At 70.6% G+C, this 25,302-nt stretch carries 22 protein-coding genes; 14 read left to right on the forward strand and 8 right to left on the reverse strand.

The genetic code is table 11. The features are described 5' to 3' along the window. Nucleotides 1-94: 94 nt before the first annotated feature. From KIK05_RS05315 to KIK05_RS05330, 4 genes are all read right to left on the reverse strand, one after another. Entirely contained in the window at nucleotides 95-271 is a 177-nt protein-coding gene (locus KIK05_RS05315) for a DUF6104 family protein (protein ID WP_214409420.1), read from the reverse strand. 76 nt (nucleotides 272-347) lie between these two features. Further along, nucleotides 348-4,031, reverse strand: coding sequence for a multifunctional oxoglutarate decarboxylase/oxoglutarate dehydrogenase thiamine pyrophosphate-binding subunit/dihydrolipoyllysine-residue succinyltransferase subunit (locus tag KIK05_RS05320; protein WP_214409421.1), 3,684 nt, complete (start codon nucleotides 4,029-4,031; stop codon nucleotides 348-350). A 259-nt stretch (nucleotides 4,032-4,290) separates the two neighbouring features. After that, the gene (locus tag KIK05_RS05325; RefSeq protein ID WP_214409422.1) at nucleotides 4,291-4,959 is read right to left on the reverse strand and encodes a B3/B4 domain-containing protein; all 669 of its coding nucleotides are present in this window, start codon (nucleotides 4,957-4,959) and stop codon (nucleotides 4,291-4,293) included. A 66-nt stretch (nucleotides 4,960-5,025) separates the two neighbouring features. Continuing rightward, nucleotides 5,026-7,632 carry a glycoside hydrolase family 9 protein gene (locus KIK05_RS05330; RefSeq protein WP_308249762.1) on the reverse strand — a complete coding sequence of 869 codons (2,607 nt, stop codon included), beginning with the start codon at nucleotides 7,630-7,632 and terminating at the stop codon, nucleotides 5,026-5,028. Nucleotides 7,633-7,858: 226 nt separating this feature from the next. On the opposite strand from KIK05_RS05330, the gene KIK05_RS05335 reads away from it, so the two are divergent. The 6 genes from KIK05_RS05335 (at nucleotide 7,859) to KIK05_RS05360 (ending at nucleotide 12,966) form a co-directional block, all read left to right on the forward strand. Next, a complete protein-coding gene (locus tag KIK05_RS05335; RefSeq protein ID WP_214409424.1) occupies nucleotides 7,859-8,440 on the forward strand; it encodes a winged helix-turn-helix domain-containing protein in 582 nt (193 codons plus the stop codon). After that, on the forward strand, nucleotides 8,437-9,774 hold the full coding sequence (locus KIK05_RS05340) for an MFS transporter (protein ID WP_214409425.1): 1,338 nt from the start codon (nucleotides 8,437-8,439) through the stop codon (nucleotides 9,772-9,774). Before KIK05_RS05335 ends, KIK05_RS05340 begins: the two co-directional genes overlap by 4 nt. Nucleotides 9,775-9,834: 60 nt before the next feature. Continuing rightward, nucleotides 9,835-10,965, forward strand: coding sequence for an MBL fold metallo-hydrolase (locus KIK05_RS05345; RefSeq protein WP_250562297.1), 1,131 nt, complete (start codon nucleotides 9,835-9,837; stop codon nucleotides 10,963-10,965). Between the two features lie 287 nt (nucleotides 10,966-11,252). After that, entirely contained in the window at nucleotides 11,253-11,768 is a 516-nt protein-coding gene (locus KIK05_RS05350; protein ID WP_214409426.1) for an NADPH-dependent FMN reductase, read from the forward strand. Continuing rightward, a complete protein-coding gene (locus tag KIK05_RS05355) occupies nucleotides 11,765-12,271 on the forward strand; it encodes a flavin reductase family protein (RefSeq protein WP_214409427.1) in 507 nt (168 codons plus the stop codon). The genes KIK05_RS05350 and KIK05_RS05355 overlap by 4 nt, the downstream gene beginning before the upstream one ends. Nucleotides 12,272-12,399: 128 nt before the next feature. Beyond that, a complete protein-coding gene (locus KIK05_RS05360; RefSeq protein WP_214409428.1) occupies nucleotides 12,400-12,966 on the forward strand; it encodes a DUF305 domain-containing protein in 567 nt (188 codons plus the stop codon). Nucleotides 12,967-12,990: 24 nt separating this feature from the next. Here KIK05_RS05360 and KIK05_RS05365 read toward each other — a convergent pair whose 3' ends face one another. After that, nucleotides 12,991-14,049, reverse strand: a complete 1,059-nt coding sequence (locus KIK05_RS05365; RefSeq protein ID WP_214409429.1) for an NAD(P)H-dependent amine dehydrogenase family protein — start codon at nucleotides 14,047-14,049, stop codon at nucleotides 12,991-12,993. A 351-nt stretch (nucleotides 14,050-14,400) separates the two neighbouring features. Between KIK05_RS05365 and KIK05_RS05370 the strand changes: the two genes are divergently transcribed. From KIK05_RS05370 to KIK05_RS05400, 7 genes are all read left to right on the forward strand, one after another. Beyond that, the gene (locus KIK05_RS05370) at nucleotides 14,401-15,297 is read left to right on the forward strand and encodes an SDR family oxidoreductase (protein WP_214409430.1); all 897 of its coding nucleotides are present in this window, start codon (nucleotides 14,401-14,403) and stop codon (nucleotides 15,295-15,297) included. A 200-nt stretch (nucleotides 15,298-15,497) separates the two neighbouring features. Further along, complete coding sequence (locus KIK05_RS05375; protein ID WP_250562347.1) at nucleotides 15,498-16,670, forward strand: ROK family transcriptional regulator; 1,173 nt, start codon at nucleotides 15,498-15,500, stop codon at nucleotides 16,668-16,670. A gap of 94 nt (nucleotides 16,671-16,764) precedes the next feature. Further along, nucleotides 16,765-18,273 carry a sugar ABC transporter ATP-binding protein gene (locus KIK05_RS05380; RefSeq protein WP_308249763.1) on the forward strand — a complete coding sequence of 503 codons (1,509 nt, stop codon included), beginning with the start codon at nucleotides 16,765-16,767 and terminating at the stop codon, nucleotides 18,271-18,273. Then, nucleotides 18,270-19,283 (forward strand): ABC transporter permease, encoded by a 1,014-nt coding sequence (locus KIK05_RS05385; protein ID WP_308249764.1) that lies wholly within the window; start codon nucleotides 18,270-18,272, stop codon nucleotides 19,281-19,283. The genes KIK05_RS05380 and KIK05_RS05385 overlap by 4 nt, the downstream gene beginning before the upstream one ends. A gap of 46 nt (nucleotides 19,284-19,329) precedes the next feature. Continuing rightward, nucleotides 19,330-20,391, forward strand: a complete 1,062-nt coding sequence (locus tag KIK05_RS05390; RefSeq protein WP_214409432.1) for an ABC transporter substrate-binding protein — start codon at nucleotides 19,330-19,332, stop codon at nucleotides 20,389-20,391. Between the two features lie 15 nt (nucleotides 20,392-20,406). Further along, nucleotides 20,407-21,588: a Gfo/Idh/MocA family protein gene (locus KIK05_RS05395; protein WP_308249765.1), complete on the forward strand. Its 1,182-nt coding sequence runs from the start codon at nucleotides 20,407-20,409 to the stop codon at nucleotides 21,586-21,588. 30 nt (nucleotides 21,589-21,618) lie between these two features. Further along, entirely contained in the window at nucleotides 21,619-22,626 is a 1,008-nt protein-coding gene (locus KIK05_RS05400; protein WP_214409433.1) for a sugar phosphate isomerase/epimerase family protein, read from the forward strand. Between the two features lie 48 nt (nucleotides 22,627-22,674). Here KIK05_RS05400 and KIK05_RS05405 read toward each other — a convergent pair whose 3' ends face one another. From KIK05_RS05405 to KIK05_RS05415, 3 genes are read right to left on the reverse strand one after another with little or no spacing between them, the layout of a single operon-like run. Beyond that, on the reverse strand, nucleotides 22,675-23,760 hold the full coding sequence (locus tag KIK05_RS05405) for a Zn-dependent alcohol dehydrogenase (RefSeq protein WP_214409434.1): 1,086 nt from the start codon (nucleotides 23,758-23,760) through the stop codon (nucleotides 22,675-22,677). A 21-nt stretch (nucleotides 23,761-23,781) separates the two neighbouring features. Next, complete coding sequence (locus KIK05_RS05410) at nucleotides 23,782-23,976, reverse strand: ferredoxin (protein WP_214409435.1); 195 nt, start codon at nucleotides 23,974-23,976, stop codon at nucleotides 23,782-23,784. Nucleotides 23,977-24,017: 41 nt separating this feature from the next. Beyond that, nucleotides 24,018-24,488: a pyridoxamine 5'-phosphate oxidase family protein gene (locus KIK05_RS05415; RefSeq protein ID WP_214409436.1), complete on the reverse strand. Its 471-nt coding sequence runs from the start codon at nucleotides 24,486-24,488 to the stop codon at nucleotides 24,018-24,020. 149 nt (nucleotides 24,489-24,637) lie between these two features. On the opposite strand from KIK05_RS05415, the gene KIK05_RS05420 reads away from it, so the two are divergent. Beyond that, nucleotides 24,638-25,273: a class I SAM-dependent methyltransferase gene (locus tag KIK05_RS05420; protein ID WP_214409437.1), complete on the forward strand. Its 636-nt coding sequence runs from the start codon at nucleotides 24,638-24,640 to the stop codon at nucleotides 25,271-25,273. Nucleotides 25,274-25,302: the final 29 nt, after the last annotated feature.

Below are 25,302 nucleotides of genomic sequence, written 5' to 3' on the forward strand. Positions count from 1 at the left end.
GATGGCTGTCCTTGGCACACCTTTCACAGACACGATATATCGCGTACGACCAAAGTCAAGATGTATCGCGTCTGTCCGAGTGAAGGAGGTGCGGTCAGTCGTCCTCGTCGTCCAGACGGGCCAGCCACGTGGCCAGGCGCTCCACGGGCGTCTCGAACTCGGGGTTCAGGTCGACGAACTCGCGCAGGCGCTCTGCCAGCCAGACGATGCCGACCTCCTCGTCGCCGCGCCGCTCGACAAGCTCCTCGATACCCCTGTCGGTGAAATACATCGCAACTCCATGACATGCAGGACATATGACGAAGTCCCCCACAGAACCGCCTGTGGGGGACTTCCTTACTACGGCACTAGGCGAAGCTCTGGGTGATGATGTGCTCCAGCTCCGCGTCGTGAGCGGCGTGGGAGCCGGTCGCCGGCGAGGAGTTCGCCGGACGCGACACCCGCCGCAGCCCGCGTCCCCCGAGCAGGCCGGGGTCCTCGGTGAGCTTCAGCGTGAGGTACGGCCACGGGCCCATGTTGATCGGCTCGTCCTGCACCCAGACCAGCTCGGTGTCGGCGCCGTACCGGGACAGCTCGGCCCGCAGCTCCTCGGCGGGGAACGGGTAGAGCCGCTCGAGACGCACGATCGCGACGTCGTTGTGCTGGTTCTTCTCGCGCGCCGCCGCCAGGTCGTAGTAGACCCTGCCGGAGGTGAGCAGCACCCGGCGGACGCTCGACGGGTTGACCGTGGAGTCGCCGAGGACCGGCTGGAACGCCCCGGAGGTGAACTCGGCCGTCGCCGAGGCCGCCGCCTTCAGACGCAGCAGGGACTTCGGCGTGAAGACGACCAGCGGCCGGTGGCGGTTCGACAGCACCTGCCAGCGCAGCAGGTGGAAGTAGTTCGCCGGGGTGGTCGGCTGCACGACCGTCATGTTGTCGAGGGCGCAGATCTGGAGGAACCGCTCGATGCGGGCGGAGGAGTGGTCAGGCCCCTGGCCCTCGTAGCCGTGCGGCAGCAGCAGCACGACCGAGGAGCGCTGGCCCCACTTCTGCTCGCCCGACGAGATGAACTCGTCGATGATCGACTGTGCGCCGTTGGCGAAGTCGCCGAACTGGGCCTCCCAGGCCACCAGGGCGTCCGGGCGCACGACGCTGTAGCCGTACTCGAAGCCCATCGCCGCGAACTCCGACAGCAGGGAGTCGTAGACGTAGAACTTCGTGGTGCCCTGGTTGAAGGCCTTGAGCGGGGTGTGGTCCTCGCCGGTGACGCGGTCGACCAGCACGGCGTGGCGCTGGCCGAAGGTGCCGCGGCGGGAGTCCTGCCCGACCAGGCGCACCGGGTGGCCGTCGATCAGCAGCGAGCCGAAGGCGAGGGTCTCGCCCATGGCCCAGTCGATGGCGTCCTCGGTGACCATCTGGCCGCGGCGCTGGAGCAGCGGGGCCAGACGCGGGTGCACCGTGAAGCCCTCGGGCAGCGTGAGCTGCGTCTCCACGACCCGCTTGATGGTCTCCTCGGTGATCGCCGTCGGCGTGTCGCTGTGGGACCACGGGACGATCTCGCCCGCGGCCGGCTTGACGACGGCGCCCGGCTCCAGGGGCTTCTTGGCCGCCTCACGGGTCTCGGTGAAGGCCCGCTCGAGCTGCTCCTGGTAGTCGCGCAGCGCCTGCTCGGCCTCCTCGACCGTGATGTCGCCCCGGCCGATCAGCGCCTCGGTGTACAGCTTGCGGATCGAGCGCTTGGCGTCGATCAGGTCGTACATCAGGGGCTGGGTGAAGCTGGGGTTGTCGGTCTCGTTGTGGCCGCGACGGCGGTAGCAGACGAGGTCGATCACGACGTCCTTGCGGAACGCCTGGCGGTACTCGTAGGCGAGCCGGCCCACCCGGACGACGGCCTCGGGGTCGTCACCGTTGACGTGGAAGATCGGCGCCTGGATCATGCGCGCGACGTCGGTGGCGTACACGCTGGAACGCGAGGAGGCCGGGGAGGTGGTGAAGCCGACCTGGTTGTTGACCACGACGTGCACGGTGCCGCCGGTGCGGTAGCCGCGCAGCTGCGACAGGTGCAGCGTCTCGGCCACCACGCCCTGGCCCGCGAAGGCGGCGTCGCCGTGGACGAGCACGGGCAGGACGGTGAAGCCCTCTTCGCCGCGCTCCAGGAGGTCCTGCTTGGCGCGCACGACGCCCTCGAGGACCGGGTCGACCGCCTCGAGGTGCGAGGGGTTGGCCACGACCGAGGTGGTGATCTTCCGGCCGGTCGAGGTGGCGAAGTCGCCGGAGGCGCCGAGGTGGTACTTCACGTCACCCGAGCCGTGGGCGCTGCGGGGGTCGATGTTGCCCTCGAACTCGCCGAACACCTGGGCGTACGACTTGCCGACGATGTTGGCCAGGACGTTGAGGCGGCCGCGGTGGGCCATGCCGATGACGACCTCGTCGAGCTGCTCGTCGGCGGCCGCGGAGATCACCGAGTCGAGCAGCGGGATCAGCGACTCGCCGCCCTCGAGGGAGAAGCGCTTCTGCCCGACGTACTTGGTCTGCAGGAAGGTCTCGAACGCCTCGGAGGTGTTGAGCCTGCGCAGGATGTTGAGCTGCTCCTCGCGCGTCGGCTTGGCGTGGGGCTTCTCGACCCGCTCCTGGATCCAGGCCCGCTCCTCGGGGTTCTGGATGTGCATGTACTCGATGCCGACGGTGCGGCAGTAGGAGTCGCGCAGGACGCCGAGGATGTCGCGGAGCTTCATCAGCGGCTTGCCGCCGAAACCGCCGGTGGCGAACTCGCGCTCGAGGTCCCACAGGGTGAGGCCGTGGGACTTGATGTCGAGGTCGGGGTGCTTGCGCTGGTTGTACTCGAGCGGGTCGGTGTCGGCCATGAGGTGGCCGCGCACGCGGTAGGCGTGGATCAGCTCGATGACGCGGGCGGACTTGGCCACGTCGTCGTCGTGGGTGGCCGAGATGTCCTGCACCCAGCGCACCGGCTCGTAGGGGATGCGCAGCGCCTGGAAGATCTCGTCGTAGAAGCCGTCCTCGCCCAGCAGCAGCCGGTGGATGATGCGGAGGAAGTCGCCGGACTGCGCGCCCTGGATGATGCGGTGGTCGTAGGTGCTGGTCAGCGTCATGACCTTGCTGACCGCGAGCCGGTTGAGCGTCTCGGGGGAGGCGCCCTGATATTCGGCGGGGTACTCCATGGCGCCGACGCCGATGATCGCGCCCTGGCCCGGCATCAGGCGCGGGACCGAGTGGACGGTGCCGATCGTGCCGGGGTTGGTGAGGCTGATCGAGGTGCCCGCGAAGTCGTCGACGCCCAGCTTGCCGCTGCGGGCCTTGCGGACGATGTCCTCGTAGGCGCTCCAGAACTGGCGGAAGTCGAGCGTCTCGGCGCTCTTGATCGAGGGCACGAGGAGCTGACGGCTGCCGTCGCCCTTCTGCACATCGATGGCGAGACCGAGACCGACGTGCTCGGGCTTGACCAGCGTCGGCTTGCCGTCGACCTCGGTGTAGGAGTAGTTCATCTCCGGCATCGTGGCCAGCGCCTTGACGATCGCGTAGCCGATGATGTGGGTGAACGACACCTTGCCGCCGCGCCCGCGCGACAGGTGGTTGTTGATGACGATGCGGTTGTCGATGAGCAGCTTCGCCGGCACGGCCCGCACGCTGGTGGCCGTCGGGATCGCGAGGCTCGCGTCCATGTTGGCCGCGGTGCGGGCGGCGGCGCCGCGCAGCCGGACCTCCTCGGCCCCCGCCGGCGTCGAGGCGGCGGGCTTGGCCTTCTCGGCCTGCGGGCTCGGAGCCTGAGTCGTCGTGGCGGCGGCCTTGGCCGGCGCGGGCTGGGCCGGGGGTGCGGCGGGAGCCGGGGGAGCGGCGGTGGCCGTCGCGCCGTTGGCCCCGCCGGCGGCCGCGCGGCTCGTACCGGAATCGGGGTTGTAGTCAGCGAAGAAGTTCCACCAGGCACGGTCGACAGACTCGGGGTCCTGGAGATACTTCTGATACAGCTCGTCGACAAGCCACTCGTTCTGACCGAAGTTGGCCAGTGGGTTTGTCCGTGACGACTCAGACGACACGGCGGAAATCGCCCTCTTCCGCAGATCGGCGTTGTTGAATAGAGAACCTGTCCAAGGCTACTCGCCCAAATAGGTGGCGTGCGCCCTCTCGGACCGGCTCACCGCCCGATCATCCCAGGACCGTTCAAACTGGTCACGCTCGGGTAGTCCGTCCGGGGGGTGAGGTCATGCTCACCTTACGGCTTGGCCTCTCTGACCGGGCCGGGCGGGGTCCCTCTACGCCTTTCGCGAACAAGCCGTGGCCCGCGCTCGGTGGCGGTCAGGCGCCCGGCCCCACGAGGCGCGACTCGACGCGCGCGCCGGGGGTGATCTCGCCGAGCAGGGCGGTCAGCTCGTCTCCCGCCGCCGACAGCTCCGCGAGCGTCATCGGCTCCAGCCGTTCGAGGAGGAACAGCGCGTCCACGGTCTGCTCGGTGATCCGGGTGCGCACGCACTGCCGCCAGTTCCACCTGCGGCAGGTGACGCTCCGGTCGTCACGCCAGATCACCTCGCCGATCTCGGGGTGGTCGATCACCGGCTCGCCCTTGTCGATCGCGTCGAACGGCTCGTCGCCCTTCGCCCGGACCAGCCGCGCGGTGCCCTCGTAGTGGGCGAGGTCCTCGCCGCCGATGGGCAGGACGTGCCGGATGCTGACGCTGTTGTAGGCGTCGACGACCAGGTTGATCTCCGGGGGCGGCATCCGGCGCACCAGGGCGTCCACCGACGGGCGGGTGCGCTGCGGCTTGGCGCCGAACGCGCGGTAGGCGTCCTGCCAGGCGACGATCTTCTCGTGGTCGGGCCGCACGGCCTCCGCCGCCGCCTCGGCCAGCCATCGGCGGGAGCGGTCGTCGGACGGCCCGTTGCGCAGGCCGTACGCCGCGACGGCGAGCACGTGGAAGTCGGGCCGCAGCTCGGTGACCGCCTCGTCCACCCAGATGGCTTCGATCATGCCGCATACCTTAACCGGGGTGGGCCGATGGTCTGTCCGGGCGGTGGCGGGGGCCGCTGCTCCTGGTCAGCCGGCGCAGGGGGCGCCGTCGAGGGTGATCAGGTCGGGGGGCGGGTTGGGGCCGGGGGCGGACGAGGCGGTGAAGCCGAAGGTGACGGAGCCGCCCGGGGCCAGGTGGGCGTTCCAGGGCAAGTTCCTGGCGGTGACCGTGGCGCCGGTCTGGGTGAGGTCGGTGCTCCAGGAGTGCGACACCTTCTGACCGCCGAGGAACGACCACTTCAGGGTCCAGCCGTCGATCGCCGTCTGGCCGGTGTTGTGCACGGTGACCTGGGTGGTGAAGCCGCCGGGCCACTGGCCGTGCGTGGTGTAGGTGACGCGGCACCCGCCGGAGGCCTTGACGGTGCCGTCACCCTGGCCCGCGACGAAGGCGGAGATCCATGACAGCGGTGAGTTCCAGTTGATCGCCAGCTCGTTGGTCGACCAGGAGTTGATGTCGTCGATGTAGCAGAACTGCGGCTTGCAGCCCTGGAGCTTCGCCTGGGCCGTGGGGTCCTGAATGCCGGAGTTCGGGCCGCCGGCGAGGGTGCCCGCGGGCGGGTTCGGCAGGCTCGCGTCGAGCTGGTGGGAGTACAACCGGCTGTGCTGGTTGTGGGAGGCGACCTCGCCGTAGCCGGTGACGTACGACTGGTTCAGCGCGTTGCGGCCGAGGATGTAGTCGACGCCCTGGAGCACGCCGTCGCGGTACTCGCGGGTGCCGGTGATGTCGTAGGCCGCCGCCATGACGATCATGTTGTTGAGCACCAGGTTGTTGGATCCCCACTCATAGGTGGGCGGGTCGTACGGCAGGCCGTACGGGTGGCCGTTCAGCGTCGCGAGGTACCGGTCGGCGCCCTCGACCACCGACCGGCGCACCCGGTCGCGGTCCGGCAGGGTGTTGGGCACGGTGGCGAGGTCGAGTCGGCCGAGCTGGGCGACATGGCCCCAGTCGAAGCCGCCCGGTCCCCAGATGTCGGCCGTGTGCAGGGGCGAGGCCAGCACCTGGTCCCGGAACTCCTCCTCCCCGGTGGTGATGAACAGTTCGGCGGCGGCCCAGTAGAACTCGTCGCTCACGTCGGCGTCGTCGTAGGTGCCGCCGCCGGTGCCGTCGGAGGGGGAGGCGAGGATGGCGGGGTGGGCCTTGGCCGCCGCCCACGCCTTACGGGCCGCCGTCAGGTTCCTGGCCGCGAACGCCGGGTCGTACGGCGCGAACAGCCGGGCCGCCTGGGCCGCGGTGGCCGCCAGGTTGAGGGTGGCCGCCGTGGACACCGGGTGGAGTTCCCGCTTCTGGGGGTCCAGGTGGGGGAGCAGGGGGAGCCCGGTCCAGTTCTGGTCGTGGATCTTGTGGTGGGCCATGCCGGCGTACGGCCTGCCGTCCGGGACCTGCATCTTCAGCAGGAACTCCTGCTCCCAGCGAGCCTCGTCGAGGATGTCGGGGACGCCGTTGCCGCTCTCAGGGATGGCCAGGGCGCCGTCGCGCGGCGAGTGCGCCGTGGCGGCGTTCTTGGTCCGCTCGAACTCGCTCATGAGCTGGGCGACCGAGATTCCGCCGTTGACGACGTACTTGCCGTGGTCGCCCGCGTCGTACCAGCCTCCCGACACGTCGAGGGAGTAGTCGCAGATGCCGGGCTGGCAGGGGACGGCCGTGTCGCCCTGGTTGGGCGCGACCCCGGCGTGGCCGGCGGGCCTGCCGTAGCCGGGCCGCAGGGAGTCCTGGATCGCGATGCCGCTGCGCTGGGTGTAGTAGAACTTCAGCGCGTCCACGCTGAGTCGCTCATAGGCGTCGGCGCCGATGTCGAACGGCCTGCTCGTCTCGCCGTCGGCGGTGAGGGTGTAGCCCGATCCCGGCTTGGTGTAGCCGCTGAAGTCGATGGAGTGGACGTTCTGGCCGCTGCTGGCGTCCACACCGCGCGGGGTGGTCTCGCCGGACGCCACGACCTCGCCACCGGCGTTCTTCAGCCGCCAGGCGAGGGGCGTCGTGGCGTCGGTGACCACGGTGGCGTTCTTGGGCCCCTTGGGCAGGTACGCCACCTGGTTCACCCGGACGCGGGGGCCGGTGTCGGGCTTGTAGACGTCCGGCGGCGCGCCGCCCTTGAGCGAGACGTCGTCCACGCAGAACCGCCACGGCGTGGCACTGCCACCGAGCTGGAACTGCACCTGGGCGTCGGAGATGTCGACCGGTGAGGTGAACGTGTAGGAGTAGGTCCCCCCATCGGGGGCCAGCTGGGGGGTGGCGGTGAGGTACGCCGTGTAGGGGTCGGCCGGCATCTGCACCAGCACCTTGGCGGGCTTCGCCGGGTCGGCGGAGCCGTACATGCTCACGGCGTAGGTCTCGCCTTTCACCAGGGCGATGCCGCTCTGGCCGATGATCGCGTCCCACGGGTTGACGGTGCCGCCGGGGACGTCGGCGCACAGCCGCCCGCCGGTGGCGTCGAAGGTGAGGTCGGCGGTGTGCCACCAGGGGTCGGTGCCGCTGTCGAAGGTGCCGTTGACGATCTGCTCCGGCCCCTCGGCGGCCGTGGTCGTGGCGTGACGCCGTGCGGCGCCGGCGGCCGGGGCGCCGAGGGCGGAGGCGGCCAGTACGGCCGCGGCGGTGACGGCGAGGGGCACGCCCCATCGACGGGATGGTCTGAACACGCGTCTCCCCAAGTCAGGTAAGGGTTCGGGGTGAGGTGCCCGCATGGTTCCCAACCGCGCGGGCGGGCGTCAACGAACGTCCCCCGGCCGGGCGGCACGCGAGGAGAACCGTCCCTGTCAGGACGCCGGGGGCGTCGCGGTGCCGCTGAAAGTTTCACGGAGGCAGGCCGGGCCAGATTACAAACAGACCTTTGCAAAGTATCCTTCGCAAAGTTATCTTTGCGGTATGGGCGAATCTTCAGGCGACGTGTACCAGGTCCAAGATCCTCAGACGCTGAAGGCCGTGGCGCATCCCCTGCGGATACGGCTGCTCGGAGCGCTGCGCGTGGACGGGCCCGCGACGGCGACCGAGCTGGCCGCCCGGTTCGGGGAGAGCTCCGGCTCGACCAGCTACCACCTGCGCCAGCTTGCCAGGTACGGCTTCGTCGAGGAGGACCCCGAGCAGCGAGACGCGAGGGAGCGGCGGTGGCGGTCCGTCCACCGCTACACCTCCTGGAGTGAGCTGGAGCTCGGCGGCACCCCGGAGGGCAGGGCCGCGGTGGAGTTCATGCGCGACCGCCAGGTGCAGGTCCAGGCGGCCACCCGCGAGGCGTTCGAGCGCGATCGGGAATCCTGGGGGCCCGAGTGGATCGACGTGGCCGGCATGAGCGACACCGTCGCCCGGCTCACCCCCGGGTCCGTGCGGCTGCTGTACGAACGCTTCACCGCGATGGTCCAGGAGATGGAGGCGCAGGACGCGGACCGTCCGGAGGCGCAGCGGGTCGCCGTCCACCTCTCGGCCTTCCCGACGAAGGGGTTCGTCCGATGACCGCCCGCGACGCCTCTCCTCACGCCCTCGCGGCGCCGTCCGGCGCCGGGTCGCTCCCGGCGTCGCCGGCCGACCCCGCCTTACGGCATGTCCTTTCCGCCTCCGCGGCCCTGCGCCGCTACCTGCTGGTCAGCTTCCTGTCGTGGTTCCCCGCGGGGCTGACGGTGCCGGTGATGGTGCTGCTGATGACCTCGCGCGGGCTCAGCCTCGCGCAGGTCGGCACCGCCACGGCGGTCTACTCCGTGGTGATCGTGGTGCTGGAGCTTCCCACCGGTGGTCTGGCGGACGTCGCCGGACGGCGGGTCGTGCTGGCCACCTCGGCGCTGTTCAGCGTGACGGCGCTCGGGCTGATGGCCGTGGCCTCGTCCTTCTGGCCGTTCGTGCTCGCCTCGGTGCTCAAGGGCGTCGCCCGCGCCCTGTCGAGCGGCCCCGCGCAGGCCTGGTACGTCGACACGCTCCACGCGGCCGAGGGGCCGGACGCCGACCTGCGGCCCGGCCTCGCCCGAGGTGAGGCCATGGGGTCGGCGTCGCTCGCCGTCGCCACGATCGCCGGAGGGGTGCTGCCGCTGGTCGTGCCCGGCGGCCTGGTGGTGCCGATGATCGGGGCGGCGGTCGCGGCGGCCGTGCTGTTCGTCGTCGTGCTGGTCGCGATGCCCGAGCCGCCACGTCCCCGCCCGTCGATCATGTCGGTGCTGCGGGACGTGCCGGTCACCATCAGATCGGGCCTGCGGCTGGGAGTGAGGGATCGCGGCCTGAGCCGGCTGCTGCTCGTGGCGTTCGCACTCGGCATCGCGAACAGCGCGATAGAGATCTTCACCCCCGGCAGGCTCGCCACGCTCGCCGGCGGGGTGGAGGAGGGCAGTTCGGTGTACTCGGTGGTGGCCGCCGTGGGGTTCGGGGCCTACGCGCTCGGCGCGATGGCGGCTCCGGCGGTGTCCCGGCTGGTGAAGGGGGGTCCCGGCAGGGCGGCGGTGGCGGGCATGTTCGCCGCGGCCGCGGCGTTCGCGTTCTTCGCGGCGTCCGCGGGGCTGACCGGCCTGACGGGCATCGTCGCGGCGTGCGGCGCGTACGTCGTGAAGTTCGGCACGGTCGCCGTGGCCGACATCCTCCGCATCGCGATGATGCACCGGCGGGTGGGCTCCTCGACCCGGGCCACTTTGATGTCGGTGGACTCGCTGCAGCTGCAGTTCGGCAGCGTCGTCGGGTCGCTGGGGCTCGGGCTGCTCGCCTCGCACGTCGGCCTGGCCTCGGTCTGGTGGACGGCCGCCGTCGTGGTGCTCGCCTCCGCGTCGCTCTTCGTGCGCCTGCCCGGCCCGGGACGGCACCCCGAGTAGAACGATGTTCGGTCGTCGGTGCACAATCAGGTGCGTCGCACGGCCGAAGGGAGCACGGGGATGACCGATCAGGGGGCAGGGCCGGCCATGAGCGAGGCGGACACCCGGCGGCGCGCGCCGGTCTCCGCGGAGCCGGGCAGGAGGGTCACACCGGCCAGCGAGGAGCAGCGGGAGGCCTGGCAGAGCGGCGCGATGCCCGTCGTGGAGCGCGTGCGGCCAGGGCTGTGGTCGATCCCGGTGCCGATCCCGATCAACCCCTTGAGGTACGTCCTGGTGTACGCCCTCGAACTCCCCGACGGCGTCGCGATCATCGATGCCGGCTGGAACACCGAGGAGGCCTACACCGCACTCCAGGACGGGCTGGCCGTCGCCGGGTACGCGATGAGCGACGTGCGGGCGGTGCTGGTCACCCACATCCACCCCGACCACTACGGGCTCGCCGGGCGGGTGCGGGAGGCCTCCGGGGCCTGGATCGGGCTGCACCCGGCGGACGCGGCCCTGCTGCACGGCCGCTACGACGACTCGGCGATCGAGGAACTGGTCGCCAGGGAGCGGGCGATGCTGGTCCGCTCCGGCGTCCCGCCGCTTTCGGCGGACGAGCTGAGCGGCGCCTCGCGGATCATCCGCAACTACGTGACGATGGCCGGGCCGGACCGGCTGATCGAGGACGGCGCCGACCTCGGCCTGCCCGGCTGGGACCTGAAGGCCCTGTGGACCCCGGGCCACTCGCCCGGCCACCTGTGCTTCGTCTCGCCCTCGCGGCGGGTGCTGTTCTCCGGCGACCACGTGCTGGCCCGGATCACGCCGATCGTGGCCGTCCATCCGCAGTCGGGACCCGACCCGCTGGCCGACTACCTCGACGCCCTGGCCGCCGTCCGCCACCTGGACGTCGACGAGGTGCTGCCCGCGCACGAATACCGCTTCCTGGAGCTCGCCGACCGCGTCGGGTACGTGATGGCGCACCACGCCGGGCGGCTGGCGGAGATCGAGACGGCCGTCGCCGGGGCGGACGGCGCCGCCTGCTGGGACATCACCACCCGGCTCACCTGGTCGCGGCCGTGGGAGACCATCCCGGCGTTCATGCGCCGGGCGGCGACGAACGAGACGCTGGCCCATCTGGTGTACCTGGAGGCGCGGGGACGCGTGCGCCGCGTGCCGGGCGAGCCGGATCTCTGGTACCCGGCCGGCTGACCCCGCCGGCTGCGACATTCCCGGCATCCGGCTCGAAGCGTTACGCCCGTCACTTTCTATGGAAAACAGGTAGGAAATATTGACATCACGGTTTGGTCTACGTAGCGTCTTGAGCATGAGCCAGGCACCCCTGACCCGGCGCCCGCACGTGGACTTCGGCCACGTCAGCAGTGCCCAGTGTCGCCGCCCGTAGGTCAAGACGGCAATCTCTGAGCACTCTCCTCGCGCCGGCGTGAACCGTCCGGCGCGGTCGCGGAAACCGGGAGAAGACGAGTGGTGAGCGACAGATGAGTTTCGTGACGTTGGTGGGCAATCCGCGGGAGGGGTCACGCACGCGGACGGCGGCCGAGCAGGCCGCCGAACAGGTGGCCGAGCGGCTCGCGTACGACGGGAAGAGTGAAGTCATCGACCTCGCCGGGCTGGCCCCGGTGTTGCTCCGGCCCGAACCGGCGGACGAGGTGCGGCAGGCCCTCGACCTGGTGGCCGGAGCCAAGGTCCTGCTGGTGGCCAGCCCCACCTACAAGGGCACCTACACAGGCCTGCTGAAGGTCTTCCTCGACCGGCTGCCGTCCCAGGCGCTGGCCGGCACCGTCGCGCTCCCCGTCCTGGTCATGGGCGACGCGCGGCACGCCCTCGCGGTCGAGACCCACCTGCGCCCGCTGCTGGTGGAACTCGGCGCCACCGTGCCGACCCCGGGGCTGGCACTGCTCGAATCCGAGATCACCTCTCCCGAGGAGGTGCTGGGCCGGTGGGCGGATCGGGTGACGCCTCAGATCCCGCTGAAGGAGGGGGCGGCGGTATGACCGAGACGATCGCCGAGCCCTCGGTCGACAACGACGGCTTCCGCCGCGCGCTCGCCGTGCACGCGGCCGGGGTGGTCGTGGTGACCGCGCAGACGGAGGGCGTGCCCGTCGGCCTGACCGCGACGTCCTTCTCCTCGGTGAGCCTCAACCCGCCCCTGGTGTCGTTCTACGTCGACCAGTCGTCCACGACATGGCCCTGGCTGCGGCAGGCCGGCAGCTTCGCCGTCAACGTCCTGGCCAGCGACCAGGCCGACCTCGCGGCCAGGTTCGCCCGCAAGGGCATCGACCGGTTCGCCGCGCCGACGAGGTGGACGGCAGGGCCCGACGGCGTTCCCCTGCTGAGTGACGTGTCCGCCCACCTGGTCTGCACGCCGCACACCACCGTGGAGATCGGTGATCACATCCTGGTGGTCGGCATGGTCAGGAAGACGGGGATCGGCTCCGCGGGGCGGCCTCTGCTGTACCACCAGGGGAGGTTCGGGCGCTTCCTCCCGCATCCCTGAGAGCCGGGGAAAGGCTGAACACTTCCCCGCCGGCGCGCGTACCACCGTACGTGCCGGAAGCGCGGACCCTCCTTCCGCGCTTCCGGCGCGCCAATTCGTGACGCGGTGGTGGAAGAAGGTGGAAGCCGGTGCGCAGGACGTTCGGCATCCCGGCGGCCCTCGCGCTGGCCTTGCTGGGGGCGGCCGGGTGCGCCTCGGCGCCGGGGCGCGCGGTGCCGGTGGCGGCGACGTACGAGGACCTGCCGTACAACCTGACCGACGTGCTGTTCTGCCGTGAGATGACCCTGCACTACCAGCAGGCGAACACCCTGGCCGGGCTCGTCGGGGGCCGCAGCCGGGATCCGTACGTCACCGGCCTCGCCGCGGCGGTCGTCAGGGCCGGCACCCGCGAGACGGTCACGATGGCGGCCTCGCTCAAGGAGTGGAACTTCCGGCCGCCGGACCCCGGCAAACCGCCCGTGCACCAGATGGAGGGGATGCTGTCCGAGGCCCAGCTCCTGGTGCTGAAGGGCAAGTCCGGCCCCGACTTCGACAGGCTCTGGCTGACCACGCTGGCCAGGCACGACTACTACGGCGTGCTGCTGGCGCGGAAGGCGCAGGCGGAGGGCAAGGACGCCGCCACCAGGAGGCTCGCCGGCGAGATCGCCGTCGCGCAGAAGTCGCAGATGGACGACGTCATCACGCACCTGCGGTGAGGTGTGCCGCGCCGCCGGTGGCGGTCAGGCGAGGCGGACGGTGCCCCGGCCGGTGACGGGGGGGAGGTCGAGCAGCGTGCGGATGCCGGGCGGGGCGGCGCACACCGCGGCGATGGAGTTCACCGCGTGGGCGGCGGCCCCGGCCAGCCCGTGGGACACCTCGTCGACCGTGAGCGTCATCTGCGGCCGTCCTTCGATGTGGACGGCGAAGCCCGGCGCCGGCCAGCGCCGCACCTTGGCGGCGTCGGACTTGTAGACGCACTCGACCGTCATGAACGGACGGCCGCGGATCAGGCCGGAGAATACCCAGTGCGAGGCGCACACCGTGCCGGGCAGGATGGTGCCGGCGGCGATCTGGAACTCCTCGGTCGCGAGGTCGTACTCGTCGCTCTCCTCGACCTCGTCGAGCCGCACGCCGAGCGCGCCCGCCACCAGCTGCACGCTTTCGGAGAACAGCGCCCGCTGGACGTTACGGAACGGGCGCACCGCCACGGCGTAGTCCTTCGGCGCGCGGCCGAACCCGATCAGGTCCATGACGATCTGGCGTGACGGGTGCCCGACGAAGTCGGAGGACTCGCGGACGAAGATGTGGTCGAGCCGCGACGAAAGGCCGCTGAGGGCGAGGGGCAGCAGGTCGCTCATGAACCCCGGGTTGATGCCGGTGCCGTGGACGGAGGTGCCGCCCGCGCGGCAGGCGCTCTCGAGGCGCTCGACGACGGCGGGGCCGTACACCTGGGGGTAGATGAAGCCGGTGGTGGTGATGACGTTCTTGCCGGAGGCGAGCAGGTCGCACACCGTCCGCAGGTCGGTGGAGTAGTCGCCGCCGCAGTAGGCGGCCGGCAGCGGCATGTGGAGCACGCAGTCGGCCTCGGTGGCGAGCACGGCGTCGACGTCGTCGGTGCACAGCACACCCGTCTCGGGCCGCCCGACCAGCGGCCCGGCGTCCAGCCCAACCTTGTCGGGGTCGTAGACGAGCACGCCGCACAGCTCGAACTCCGGCCGGGTGATGACGCTCTGCAGCGCATAGCTGCCGACTGCACCGGTGGCCCATTGGATCACGCGGAGGGGCGGCTGTGCGGGCATGCGAGGCCTCCAGCCCGGGTTCCGGACGGGGCCGAACAGTGATGGGGTCGACACTGACCCACGCCCACGCGGGGCAGAAACTCTAGCAGAATCTTACCTGTCTGATCACTATCCGCTACGTGACAGAGAGTGGGCGACGGCCCTTCCGTGATCTGTCAACGCAGGTGAGCACCGTCCAGTGCCCAGGCGAAGCGATTCGACAAGACCACGTCCCTACCCTTTCCGCGCGGCTCACCGTGAACGGCGCCGGCGTCACCGCACCACGTCCCGCCGCGCCGGCTCTGGGTATGAGGGGCGGGGCGGGATATCGTGGGGGCACTAGAATCTTATTCTCCTCGAAGGGTGGGCGGCATGTCCGAACTCAGGTTTGACGGGAAGGTCGCGGTCGTCACCGGTGCCGGGCACGGGCTCGGGCGGTCGCACGCGCTCCTGCTCGCCGAGCGCGGCGCCAAGGTCGTCGTCAACGACCTCGGCGGGGCGCTCGACGGCACCGGGGCGTCGGCCGGTCCCGCGGCCGAGGTCGCCGAGCTCATCACCAAGAACGGCGGCGAGGCGGTCGCCAGCACCGACAACGTCGCCACGCCGGAGGGGGCCGAGGCGATCGTCCGCACCGCCGTCGACTCCTTCGGGCGGGTCGACATCGTCGTCAACAACGCCGGCATCCTGCGCGACAAGTCGTTCGGCAAGATGAGCGTCGAGGAGTTCGACGCCGTCATCGCGGTGCACGTCCGCGGATCCTTCCTGGTCAGCCGTGCCGCGTTCCCCCACATGAAGGAGCAGCGGTACGGCCGCATCGTCAACACCTCCTCGCCCGCCGGGCTGTTCGGCAACTTCGGCCAGGCGAACTACTCCACGGCCAAGATGGGCCTGGTGGGGCTGACCAAGACGCTCGGCATCGAGGGCGCCCGCGCCGGCGTCAAGGCCAACGCGATCGCGCCCATCGCCTGGACCCGGATGACCGAGAGCCTGCTCCCGGCGGAGTTCGAGGAGAAGTTCACCGCCGACCGGGTGAGCCCGCTGGTCGCCTTCCTCGCGCACGAGAGCTGCGAGACGAGCGGCGAGGTGTTCAGCGTCGGCGCCGGGCGCGTGGCGCGGGTGTTCGTGGCCGAGGGGCCGGGCTGGCGCACCGACGACCTCTCGATCGAGGCCATCCGCGACAACTGGGACGCCATCATGACCGAGCAGCCCTACCTGCAGCCGACGACGCTCGGCGAGCAGGCGACCGCGTCCATGAAGGCCATGCTCTGACCCTCTGACCGTCCACTCCGGAAGGCCGGGCGCCCGTGCGGGCACCCGGCCTTCCGCGTGTCCACAGGGTGGCGTACGTCACAGGCTTTCGCTCATAACGACGAAAGTTATGAATCGTCATCAAAAAGCTCTTCACCTGGCAGCGGAAGTCCATTAACTTCTGCAGCACATCACTCCGATCCGGAGGCGCTGTGAAGCGAATGCCCGTACGCCCCGAGAACGTCCACCAGGCGACCCTGCTCCGGCTGTTGCGCGACGGCGGCCGGTCCCGGGCCGAGCTGGGCGACGACGTCGACCTCTCCCGCTCGAAGCTCAACCTCGAACTCGACCGGCTCATCGAGACGGGCCTCGCCGAGCAGGCCGGCCTGGCCGCCTCCCGCGGCGGCAGGCGGTCGGGGATGGTACGGCTGTCGCCGCACCTGAGGTTCGCCGGCATCGACATCGGCGCCACCTCGGTCGACGTCGCGGTCACCGACGGCGAGCTGTCGGTCCTCGGCCACCTGAGCGAGCCCTGCGACGTGCGCGAGGGCCCGGTCGCCGTACTCGACCGGGCGCTCGAACTGCTCGGCAAGCTCCGCGAGAACGGGCTGTTCACCCAGCTCCACGGCGTGGGGGTCGGCGTGCCCGGCCCGGTGAGCTTCCGCGAGGGCGTCCCCGTGGCGCCGCCGATCATGCCCGGCTGGGACCGCTACCCGGTCAAGGACGTGATGGCCCAGGAGCTCGGCTGCCCCGCCATGATCGACAATGACGTCAACCTCATGGCCCTGGGCGAGCTGCACGCGGGTCTCGCCCGGCAGGTCGACGACTTCCTGCTCATCAAGATCGGCACGGGCATCGGCTGCGGCATCGTCGTGGACGGCAAGATCTACCGCGGCGTCTCGGGCAGCGCGGGCGACATCGGCCACATGCGGGTCGACGACCAGGGGCCGGTCTGCACCTGCGGCAACACCGGCTGCCTGGAGGCGTACTTCGGCGGCGCGGCCCTGGCGCGCGAGGCCGTCCGGATCGCGCCCCGCTCGCCGTACCTCTCCGAGCGCCTCGCCGCCATGGGACGGCTCTCGGCGGAGGACGTCGCCGCGGCCGCCGGACTCGGCGACCCCGCCGCCATCGGGCTCGTCCGCGACGGCGGGCGGCAGGCCGGGCAGGTGCTCGCCAGCCTGGTCAGCTTCTTCAACCCCGGTCTGGTGATCATCGCCGGAGGGGTGGCCCGGCTCGGCCACGTGCTGCTCGCGGAGATCAGGAGCGTCGTCTACCGCAGATCGCTGCCACTGGCCACCGGGAACCTCCCCATCGTGCTGTCGGAGCTCGGCGACACCGCCGGAGTGGTCGGCGGCGCCCGGCTCATCAGCGACCACGTCTTCTCGGCCCCCTGACCCGGACGGCATCAGGACGACCCAGCCCCCGCCGCACCCGACCGGCCGCCTGACCCGGCCCCCAGCCACCACCGATCCACCCCCCGGAGGCCCCGTGAGCGACCTGCTGGTCATGCGAGGGATCGTGAAGCAGTTCCCCGGCGTGCGCGCCCTGGACGGCGTCGACCTCGACGTCCGCGCGGGCGAGGTGCACTGCCTGCTCGGGCAGAACGGCGCGGGCAAGTCGACCCTCATCAAGATCCTCGCCGGTGCCCACCGGCCGGACGGCGGCACGATGACGTTCGGCGGCGAGCCGGTGCGCTTCGCCAACCCCGTCGCGGCCATCAAGGCGGGCATCTCGACCATCTACCAGGAACTCGACCTGGTCGACGGCCTGACCGTGGCGGAGAACATCTTCCTCGGCCACGAACAGGCCACCCTCGGCTTCACCCGCCGTGGCGAGATGAACGCCGCCGCCTCGGCGCTGCTCGGCCGGCTCGGGCACGGCGAGATGCCCCCCACGGCCGAGGTCGGCGCGCTGCCGGCGGCCGGGAAGCAGATCGTCAGCATGGCCCGCGCCCTCTCCCACCAGGCCCGCCTGATCATCATGGACGAACCCTCGGCCGCGCTCGCGCACGACGAGGTCGGCAACCTGTTCCGCATCATCAGGGACCTGACGGCCCAGGGCGTCGCCGTCGTCTACATCTCCCACCGGCTGGAGGAGATCCGCGAGATCGGCGACCGCGTCACCGTCCTCAAGGACGGCAGGACGGCCGCCGTCGGGCTCCCGGCGCGCGACACCCCGACCTCGTCGATCGTGTCGCTCATGACGGGCCGGGAGGTGGAGTACGTCTTCCCCCCGCGTCCCGGACCCGGCTCGCACGACGGCCGTCCCGAGGTGCTGAAGGTCGAGGGCCTCTCATTGCCCGGCCACTTCACCGACGTCTCCTTCACCGTCAGGGAGGGCGAGATCGTGGGGCTGGCCGGCCTGGTCGGCTCGGGCCGCTCGGAGATCGTCGAGACGGTGTACGGAGCGCGCCGCCCCTCGCGCGGCCAGATCGTGCTCGCCGGCGAGCCCGTGCCGCCGGGCAGCACCACCAAGGCCGTACGGCTCGGCATGGGGCTGGCGCCCGAGGAACGCAAGTCGCAGGCCCTGCTGATGAACGAGACCGTCGGGGGCAACATCACCATCGCGGGTCTTTCGAAGTACGCCCGGTTCGGCTGGGTCGACCGCCGCAAGGAGAGAGAGGCGGCGGCGGACCTGGTGCGGGCGCTCGACATCCGCCCGCCCGACCCCCGCCGCCCGGTCCGCACCCTCTCCGGCGGCAACCAGCAGAAGGCCGTGTTCGCCCGGTGGCTCGTACGGGACCGCCGCCTGCTGCTCCTGGACGAGCCGACCCGCGGCGTCGACGTCGGCGCCAGGGCGGAGCTGTACGCCGTGATCCGGCGGCTGGCGGACGAAGGGGTGGCCGTGCTGCTGGTGTCCAGCGAGGTCCCCGAGGTGCTCGGCCTCGCCGACCGGGTCCTGGTGCTGCGCGAGGGCAAGGTCATCCACGAGTCGGACGCACGCGAACTCGACGAATCACGTGCCCTAGACATGATCATGGAAGGGAGCGCGCTGTGACCGACGCAGGCGGCGCGATGAGCACGCCGGGACAGGCGACGGCGGCCGGCGTGGGACGGACACTGACCGGCAGGATCGGACGGGCCCGGCATCTGGGGCTCGTGGTGGCGTTGCTCCTGCTCGCCGGAGTGGGCCTGGTGACCGTGCCCGGCAACTTCGCCACCTCGTCCAACCTGGTCAGCATCCTGGCGCTGGCCGCGACCATCGGTGTGATCACCGTCGGGATGACCTTCGTCATCATCGGCGGCGGCATCGACCTGTCGGTCGGCGCGGTCATGGCGCTGGCCTCGGTGTGGGCGACCACCCTCGCCACCCAGTCGTACGGCCCGGTCGTCATGGCCGTGTGCGCGATCCTCGTCGGCACCGGCGCCGGGCTGGTGAACGGCTTCCTGATCGCCTACGGGCGGATCGTGCCGTTCATCGCCACACTGGCCATGCTCGTGGCGGCCCGCGGCCTGGCGCAGCGGATGTCGGACCGCAAGACCCAGCTGGTGCACCCGGACAACCAGGCCATCGTGGACCTGTCGACCACCCGGGTGCTCGGCCTGCCGCTGCTGGTCTACATCTTCGCGCTGGTGGTCGCGGTCGGCTGGCTCGTGCTCAACCGCACGACCTTCGGCCGGCGCACCTACGCGGTCGGCGGCAACCCGGAGGCCGCGCGCCTGGCAGGCATCGACGTGCGGCGCCACACCATGATGCTGTACGCGATCTCAGGACTGTGCTGCGGCATCGCCGCGGTGCTGATCATGGCTCGGACCACCACCGGTTCGAGCACCCACGGCGATCTCTACGAACTCGACGCGATCGCCGCGGTGATCATCGGGGGAACTCTTCTCACCGGTGGCCGGGGAACGATCATCGGCTCGATCCTCGGGCTGCTGATCTTCACGGTCATCACCAACCTGTTCATCCTCAACGGCCTCAACACCAGCGACCAGCTCATCGCCAAGGGCCTGATCATCGTCATCGCCGTGCTCCTGCAGAGGCGTGGCCTGCGATCGGCGACCTAGAGCGGCGTCCGGCCGGTAACCCCCGCACGAGAAGGAGAAAGTCACCATGAATGAGCGCGTCGGCCGCAGGGGTTTCCTGCTCAGCGGAGCCGTCGTCGGCGCAGGGGCACTGGTGAGCGCCTGTACGAGCAACGAGCCCGCGGCCGCCCCGAGCTCCTCGGCCGCCCCCCAGAGCGCGGCCGCCGGCACCGACAACGACAAACCGGGCACCAAGGTCGTCATCGGCTTCTCCGCCCCCGCCGCCGACCACGGCTGGATCGCGGCCATCGCCAAGAACGCGCAGGACGTGGCCAAGCAGTACTCCGACGTGGAGTTCAAGCCGGTGGAGCCGACCAACGACATCAACCAGCAGATCTCGGCGGTGGAGTCGCTGATCGCGGCCAAGGTGAACGCCCTGGTCATCCTGCCCAACGACGGCGAGCAGCTCAACCAGGTGGCCCGCAAGGCGATGGACGCCGGGATCCCGGTGATCAACCTCGACCGCGTCTTCCCCGACAAGCTGTCGTACCGCACCTGGATCGGCGGGGACAACTACGGCATGGGCGTGGCCGCCGGCACCTACATCGGCAAGACCCTCAAGGACAAGGGCGTCACCAACCCGGTGATCCTGGAGATCCAGGGCATCGCGACCCTGCCACTGACCCAGGACCGCAGCAAGGGCTTCGCCGACGCGCTGAAGACCTTCGGCTTCACCGTGACCGCCAAGCAGGACGCCAAGTTCACCGTCGAGTCGGGCACGCAGGTCGCCGGCAACCTGCTGCAGGCCCACAAGAAGATCGACGCCATCTGGAACCACGACGACGACCAGGGCATCGGCGTGCTGGCCGCCGTCAAGGAGGCGGGCCGCAACGAGTTCTTCATGGTCGGCGGCGCCGGCTCCGCCAACGCCATGAGGGAGATCCAGTCCGACGGCGGCGTGCTGAAGGCGACCGTCACCTACAGCCCCACCATGGCCTCCTCGGCGGTCAAGCTCGCCCGACTGATCGCCCAGGGCAAGGGGCTGAGCGACCTGGTCGAGCAGCAGGTGCCGCAGTCGATCACGCTGGCGTCGGAGACCATCACCAAGGAGAACGTGCAGAAGTATCTGCCGCTCGGCTTCGAATCCTGAATCGGGGGTTGTTTCGTGACTGACACCAGGTCCGCGCTCGGAGTGGGCATGGTCGGCTACGCGTTCATGGGACGCGTGCACTCCCAGGCGTGGCGCAGCGTCCGGGCGTTCTTCGACGTGCCGATCACGCCCGTCATGGCCGTGCTGTCCGGCAGGTCCGAGGAGCGTACGGCCGCCGCGGCCGCCGACCTCGGCTGGGCGGCCGTGGAGACCGACTGGAAGGAACTCATCCGGCGCGACGACGTGCAGATCGTCGACATCTGCACGCCCGGCGACTCCCATGCCGAGATCGCCATCGCCGCTCTGGACGCCGGCAAGCACGTGCTGTGCGAGAAGCCGCTGGCCAACACGGTCGCCGAGGCCGAGGCGATGGCCGTCGCCGCCGAGCGCGCCGCGCGCCGGGGCGTGCGGAGCATGGTGGCGTTCAACTACCGGCGGGTCCCCGCCGTCGCGCTCGCGCAGCGGCTGGTGGCCGAGGGACGGCTGGGCGAGCTGCGGCACGTCCGCGCCCAGTACCTCCAGGACTGGATCGCCGACCCCGAGTTCCCGCTGGTGTGGCGGTTGCGGAAGGACAAGGCCGGCTCCGGGGCGCTCGGGGACATCGGCTCCCACATCGTCGACACCGCCCAGTTCGTCACCGGGCAGACGCTGACCGGCGTGTCGGCCCTCACCGAGACGTTCGTCAGGCAGCGCCCGCTGGCGGAGGACTCCGCGGGCCTCGCCGCCGGGGCGGCCGGCGCCGGCGAGACGGGCGAGGTCACCGTGGACGACGCCGCGCTGTTCATGGGACGGCTCTCCGGCGGCGCGCTCGCCTCCTTCGAGGCCACGCGGTTCGCCACCGGGCGGAAGAACGCCATGCGGTTCGAGATCAACGGCTCGCTCGGCAGCCTGGCGTTCGACTTCGAGTCGCTGAACGAGCTGTGGTTCCACGACCACACGCTGCCCGCCGAGGACGCCGGCTTCCGGCGCATCCTCGTCACCGAGCCCGGCCACCCGTACGCCGGGGCGTGGTGGCCGCCCGGGCACGGGCTCGGGTACGAGCACACCTTCACCCACGAGGTGAAGGACTTCCTGGAGGCGATCGCCGCCGGCACCGACCCGTCGCCGTCCTTCGCCGACGGGCTGCGGGTGCAGCGGGTGCTCGCCGCCGTCGAGCGGAGCGCGGCCGACCAGAGCCGCTGGACCCCCGTTCAGTGACCGGTATCTGACGACCTGAGGAGAGCGGACATGACGCGACCGATCACGTTGTTCACCGGCCAGTGGGCCGACCTGCCCTTCGAAGAGGTGTGCCGCCTGGCCGGGGAGTGGGGGTACGACGGCCTGGAGATCGCCTGCTGGGGCGACCACTTCGAGGTCGACAAGGCGCTGGCCGACGACTCCTACATCCCCCGCAAGCTGGAGATCCTGGACAAGCACGGGCTGAAGGTGTGGACGATCTCCAACCATCTCGTCGGCCAGGCGGTGTGCGACAGCCCGATCGACGAGCGCCACAAGGGTATCCTCCCCGCCCGGATCTGGGGCTCCGGCGAGGCGGAGGAGGTACGGCGGCGGGCGGCCGAGGAGATGAAGGACACCGCCCGCGCGGCGGCCAAGCTGGGCGTGCGGACGGTGGTCGGCTTCACCGGGTCGTCCATCTGGCACACCGTGGCGATGTTCCCGCCGGTGCCGCCGTCGATGATCGAGGCGGGCTACCAGGACTTCGCCGACCGGTGGAACCCCATCCTGGACGTCTTCGACGAGGTCGGCGTGCGGTTCGCCCACGAGGTGCACCCGAGCGAGATCGCTTACGACTACCACACCACCGTGCGGACGCTGGAGGCGATCGGGCACCGGCCGGCGTTCGGCCTCAACTGGGACCCCTCGCACATGGTGTGGCAGGAGATCGACCCGGTCGGGTTCATCCTCGACTTCGCCGACCGGATCTACCACGTCGACTGCAAGGATGCCAAGGTCCGCACCGGGAACGGCCGGCGCGGCCGGCTGTCGTCCCACCTGGCCTGGGCCGACCTGCGCCGAGGCTGGGACTTCGTCTCCACCGGTAGGGGGGACGTGCCATGGGAGGACTGCTTCCGCGCCCTCAACGCGATCGGCTACGACGGCCCGATCTCGATCGAGTGGGAGGACGCCGGCATGGACCGCCTCGCCGGAGCCCCCGAGTCCCTCGCCTACGTCCGCGCCCTGAACGCCATCACCCCACCAACCGCCGCCTTCGACGCGGCCTTCTCCTCGGAGTGACCGCAAGCCGCTGAGGCGCCCCCGGCCTGGGCGCCTCAGCGGGGCGCGTCAGTCGAACAGGACGATCTGCCGCAGCACCTCGCCGCCCTTGAGGGCCGCGACGGCGTCGTTGAGGTCGGAGAGCCTGATGCGGGAGCTGATCATGCTCTCCAGGTCGAGCTTGCCGGCCTTCCACAGCTTGGCGAAGAACGGGAAGTCGCGGCGGACGTCACTGCCGCCGTACAGCGAGCTGAGGATGTTCTTGCCCTCGAACAGCAGGTTGAAGGCCGTCAGCGGCACCGTGTCGTCCATGGCGCCGGCGCCGACGATGACCACGTCGCCGCCCCGGCGGGTGGCCTGCCAGGCCGACATGATGGTCGCCGACTTGCCGACGACCTCGAAGCCGTAGTCGAACCCCTGGCCGCCGGTCAGCGATCCGATGACCTCGGGCAACCGGTCGGGCGTGCAGGCGTCGGTCGCGCCGACCTTCTTGGCCAGCTCGTGCTTGGAGGTGAGCGGGTCGACCGCCAGGATCGTCGTCGCCCCGGAGACGCGGGCGCCCTGGATCACCGACAGGCCCACGCCGCCGCACCCGATCACGGCCACCGTGGAGCCGGGCCTGACCTTCGCCGTGTTGATCGCCGCGCCGACGCCGGTGGTGATGCCGCAGCCGATCAGCGCGGCCACCTCGAACGGCACGTCCGGGTCGACCTTGACCGCCCCCTGCCACGGGACGACGATCTCCTCCGCCCACGTGCCGCACCCCGCCATGCCGAACGCCGGGGTCTCGCCGCCGTACCGGAACCGTGCGGTCGTGAAGCTCTCCATGACGTAGGTCATGCACAGGAACGGCTGGCCGACGACGCAGTTCGGGCAGGTGCCGCAGGCGGGGGTCCAGTTGATGATGACGTGGTCGCCCGGCCGTACCGTGGTGACGTGGTCGCCGACCTCCACGACCTCGCCCGCCCCCTCGTGGCCGGGGATCACCGGCAGCGGCATGGGCAGCACGCCCGACAGCACCGAAAGGTCCGAATGGCAGACCCCTGTCGCCTTGATCTTCACCCGGACGTCCGTCGGGCCCACCGGTGTGAGCGTGAAGTCGTCGCGGATGTCGAGCTTGTCGTCGCCGACGGCGTGCAGCAGCGCGGCTCGCATAAGGACCTCCTTGGGGGGCGCCTACTCCTCTTCGAGGGAGAGGGCGGCTTTGGGGCAGGATCGGACCGCGTGGCGCACGCGGTCGAGCATCTCCGCAGGCGGCTCGGGCAGGAGCACGTGCAGGTTGTCCTCGTCGTCCACCTCGAAGACCTCTGGGGCCAGGCCCATGCAGACGGCGTTGGCCTCGCAGACGTCGTAATCGACCTTGATTCTCATCGTCGGAGCCCTTCTTCCCGGATGTACCGCTCAGACCGAGCCTAGGCCGAAGCGGGGGTCGCGAGCTTGCGATGATCCCACGAAACCACTCGTGTCGGCTCCACGACGTACGCGACGCGCTTGCGGCCGGTGTGCACGACGTATTCGCGCAGCTCGTCGACGGCGTCGCCGACGCCCGGCATGCGCGCGGTCACCGCCATGCCGACGTCGAGGACCTCCTCGCGCGCGTCGATGAGCCGGGCGGTGCCGTACACCAGCACGCCGCGCAGCTCGAAGTAGTCGTCGCCGGCCTCGATCAGGCAGGTCACCCGGGGGTCGCGCTCGAGGTTGCGCGTCTTCTGCGCCTTGCCGTAGGTCCAGAACGCGATCCGGTCGCCGACCAGGCCGTAGAACATGGTGACCAGGTGCGGGGTGCCGTCCGGGTTGATCGTGCCCAGCTGGAGCTTGCGGGACTCCCGTACGAAGGCGGTCACCTCGGCCTCGGACATCGCTATGCGAGCACGCTGGTTCACGCAGAAAGTAGAACACGTTCCACCAGGTCGGGCAAGGGTCGTGCGGAACTTTGTTCGGCCCTTCTCGATCAAGAAACCGGGGACGGTTCCGAGGGGCGGCACGTTGGTGTGTAGGGTGCAGCAGCGTCGCCGTACACAGAGGAAAGATCATGACTGACGTGTCGTTACCAGCGGATCTGCGTTACGCGGCCGAGCGGGCCAAGGGGTTCATGCCGCCGCCCGAAGGCCTGGCCTTGTTCCAGACCGCCTGCCTGTACGGCTCGCGCGGCCCCATCTGCGAGATCGGCACGTACTGCGGCAAGTCGGCGATCTACCTCGGGGCGGCCGCCCGCCAGACCGGGTCCGTCGTGTTCACCGTCGACCACCACCGGGGCTCGGAGGAGATCCAGCCGGGCTGGGCCCACCACGACCCCACCCTGATGGACCCGCGCTTCGGCAAGATGGACTCGCTGCCGTTCTTCCGCACCTCCATCGCCTCCGCCGATCTGGAGGACCACGTCATCGCGATCGTCGGACGGTCGGAGACCGTGGCCCGCCACTGGAACACCCCGCTGGCGATGCTGTTCATCGACGGCGGGCACTCCGAGGAGCCCGTCACCAGGGACTACGAGGGCTGGGCGCCGCACCTCATGGTCGGCGGGGCACTGGCCTTCCACGACATCTACCCCGACCCGGCCGACGGCGGCCAGGCGCCGTACCGCGTCTACCAGCGCGCCCTGGCCACCGGCGACTTCAAGGAGGTCCGCGTCGAGGGCTCCCTGCGGGTCCTGGAGCGCGTGGCGTAACACGGCGCCGCGAGGTTCGCGGGTTCGCC

The sequence above is a fragment of the Sphaerisporangium fuscum genome, assembly GCF_018531465.1.
GTDB classification, from domain to species: domain Bacteria; phylum Actinomycetota; class Actinomycetes; order Streptosporangiales; family Streptosporangiaceae; genus Sphaerisporangium; species Sphaerisporangium fuscum.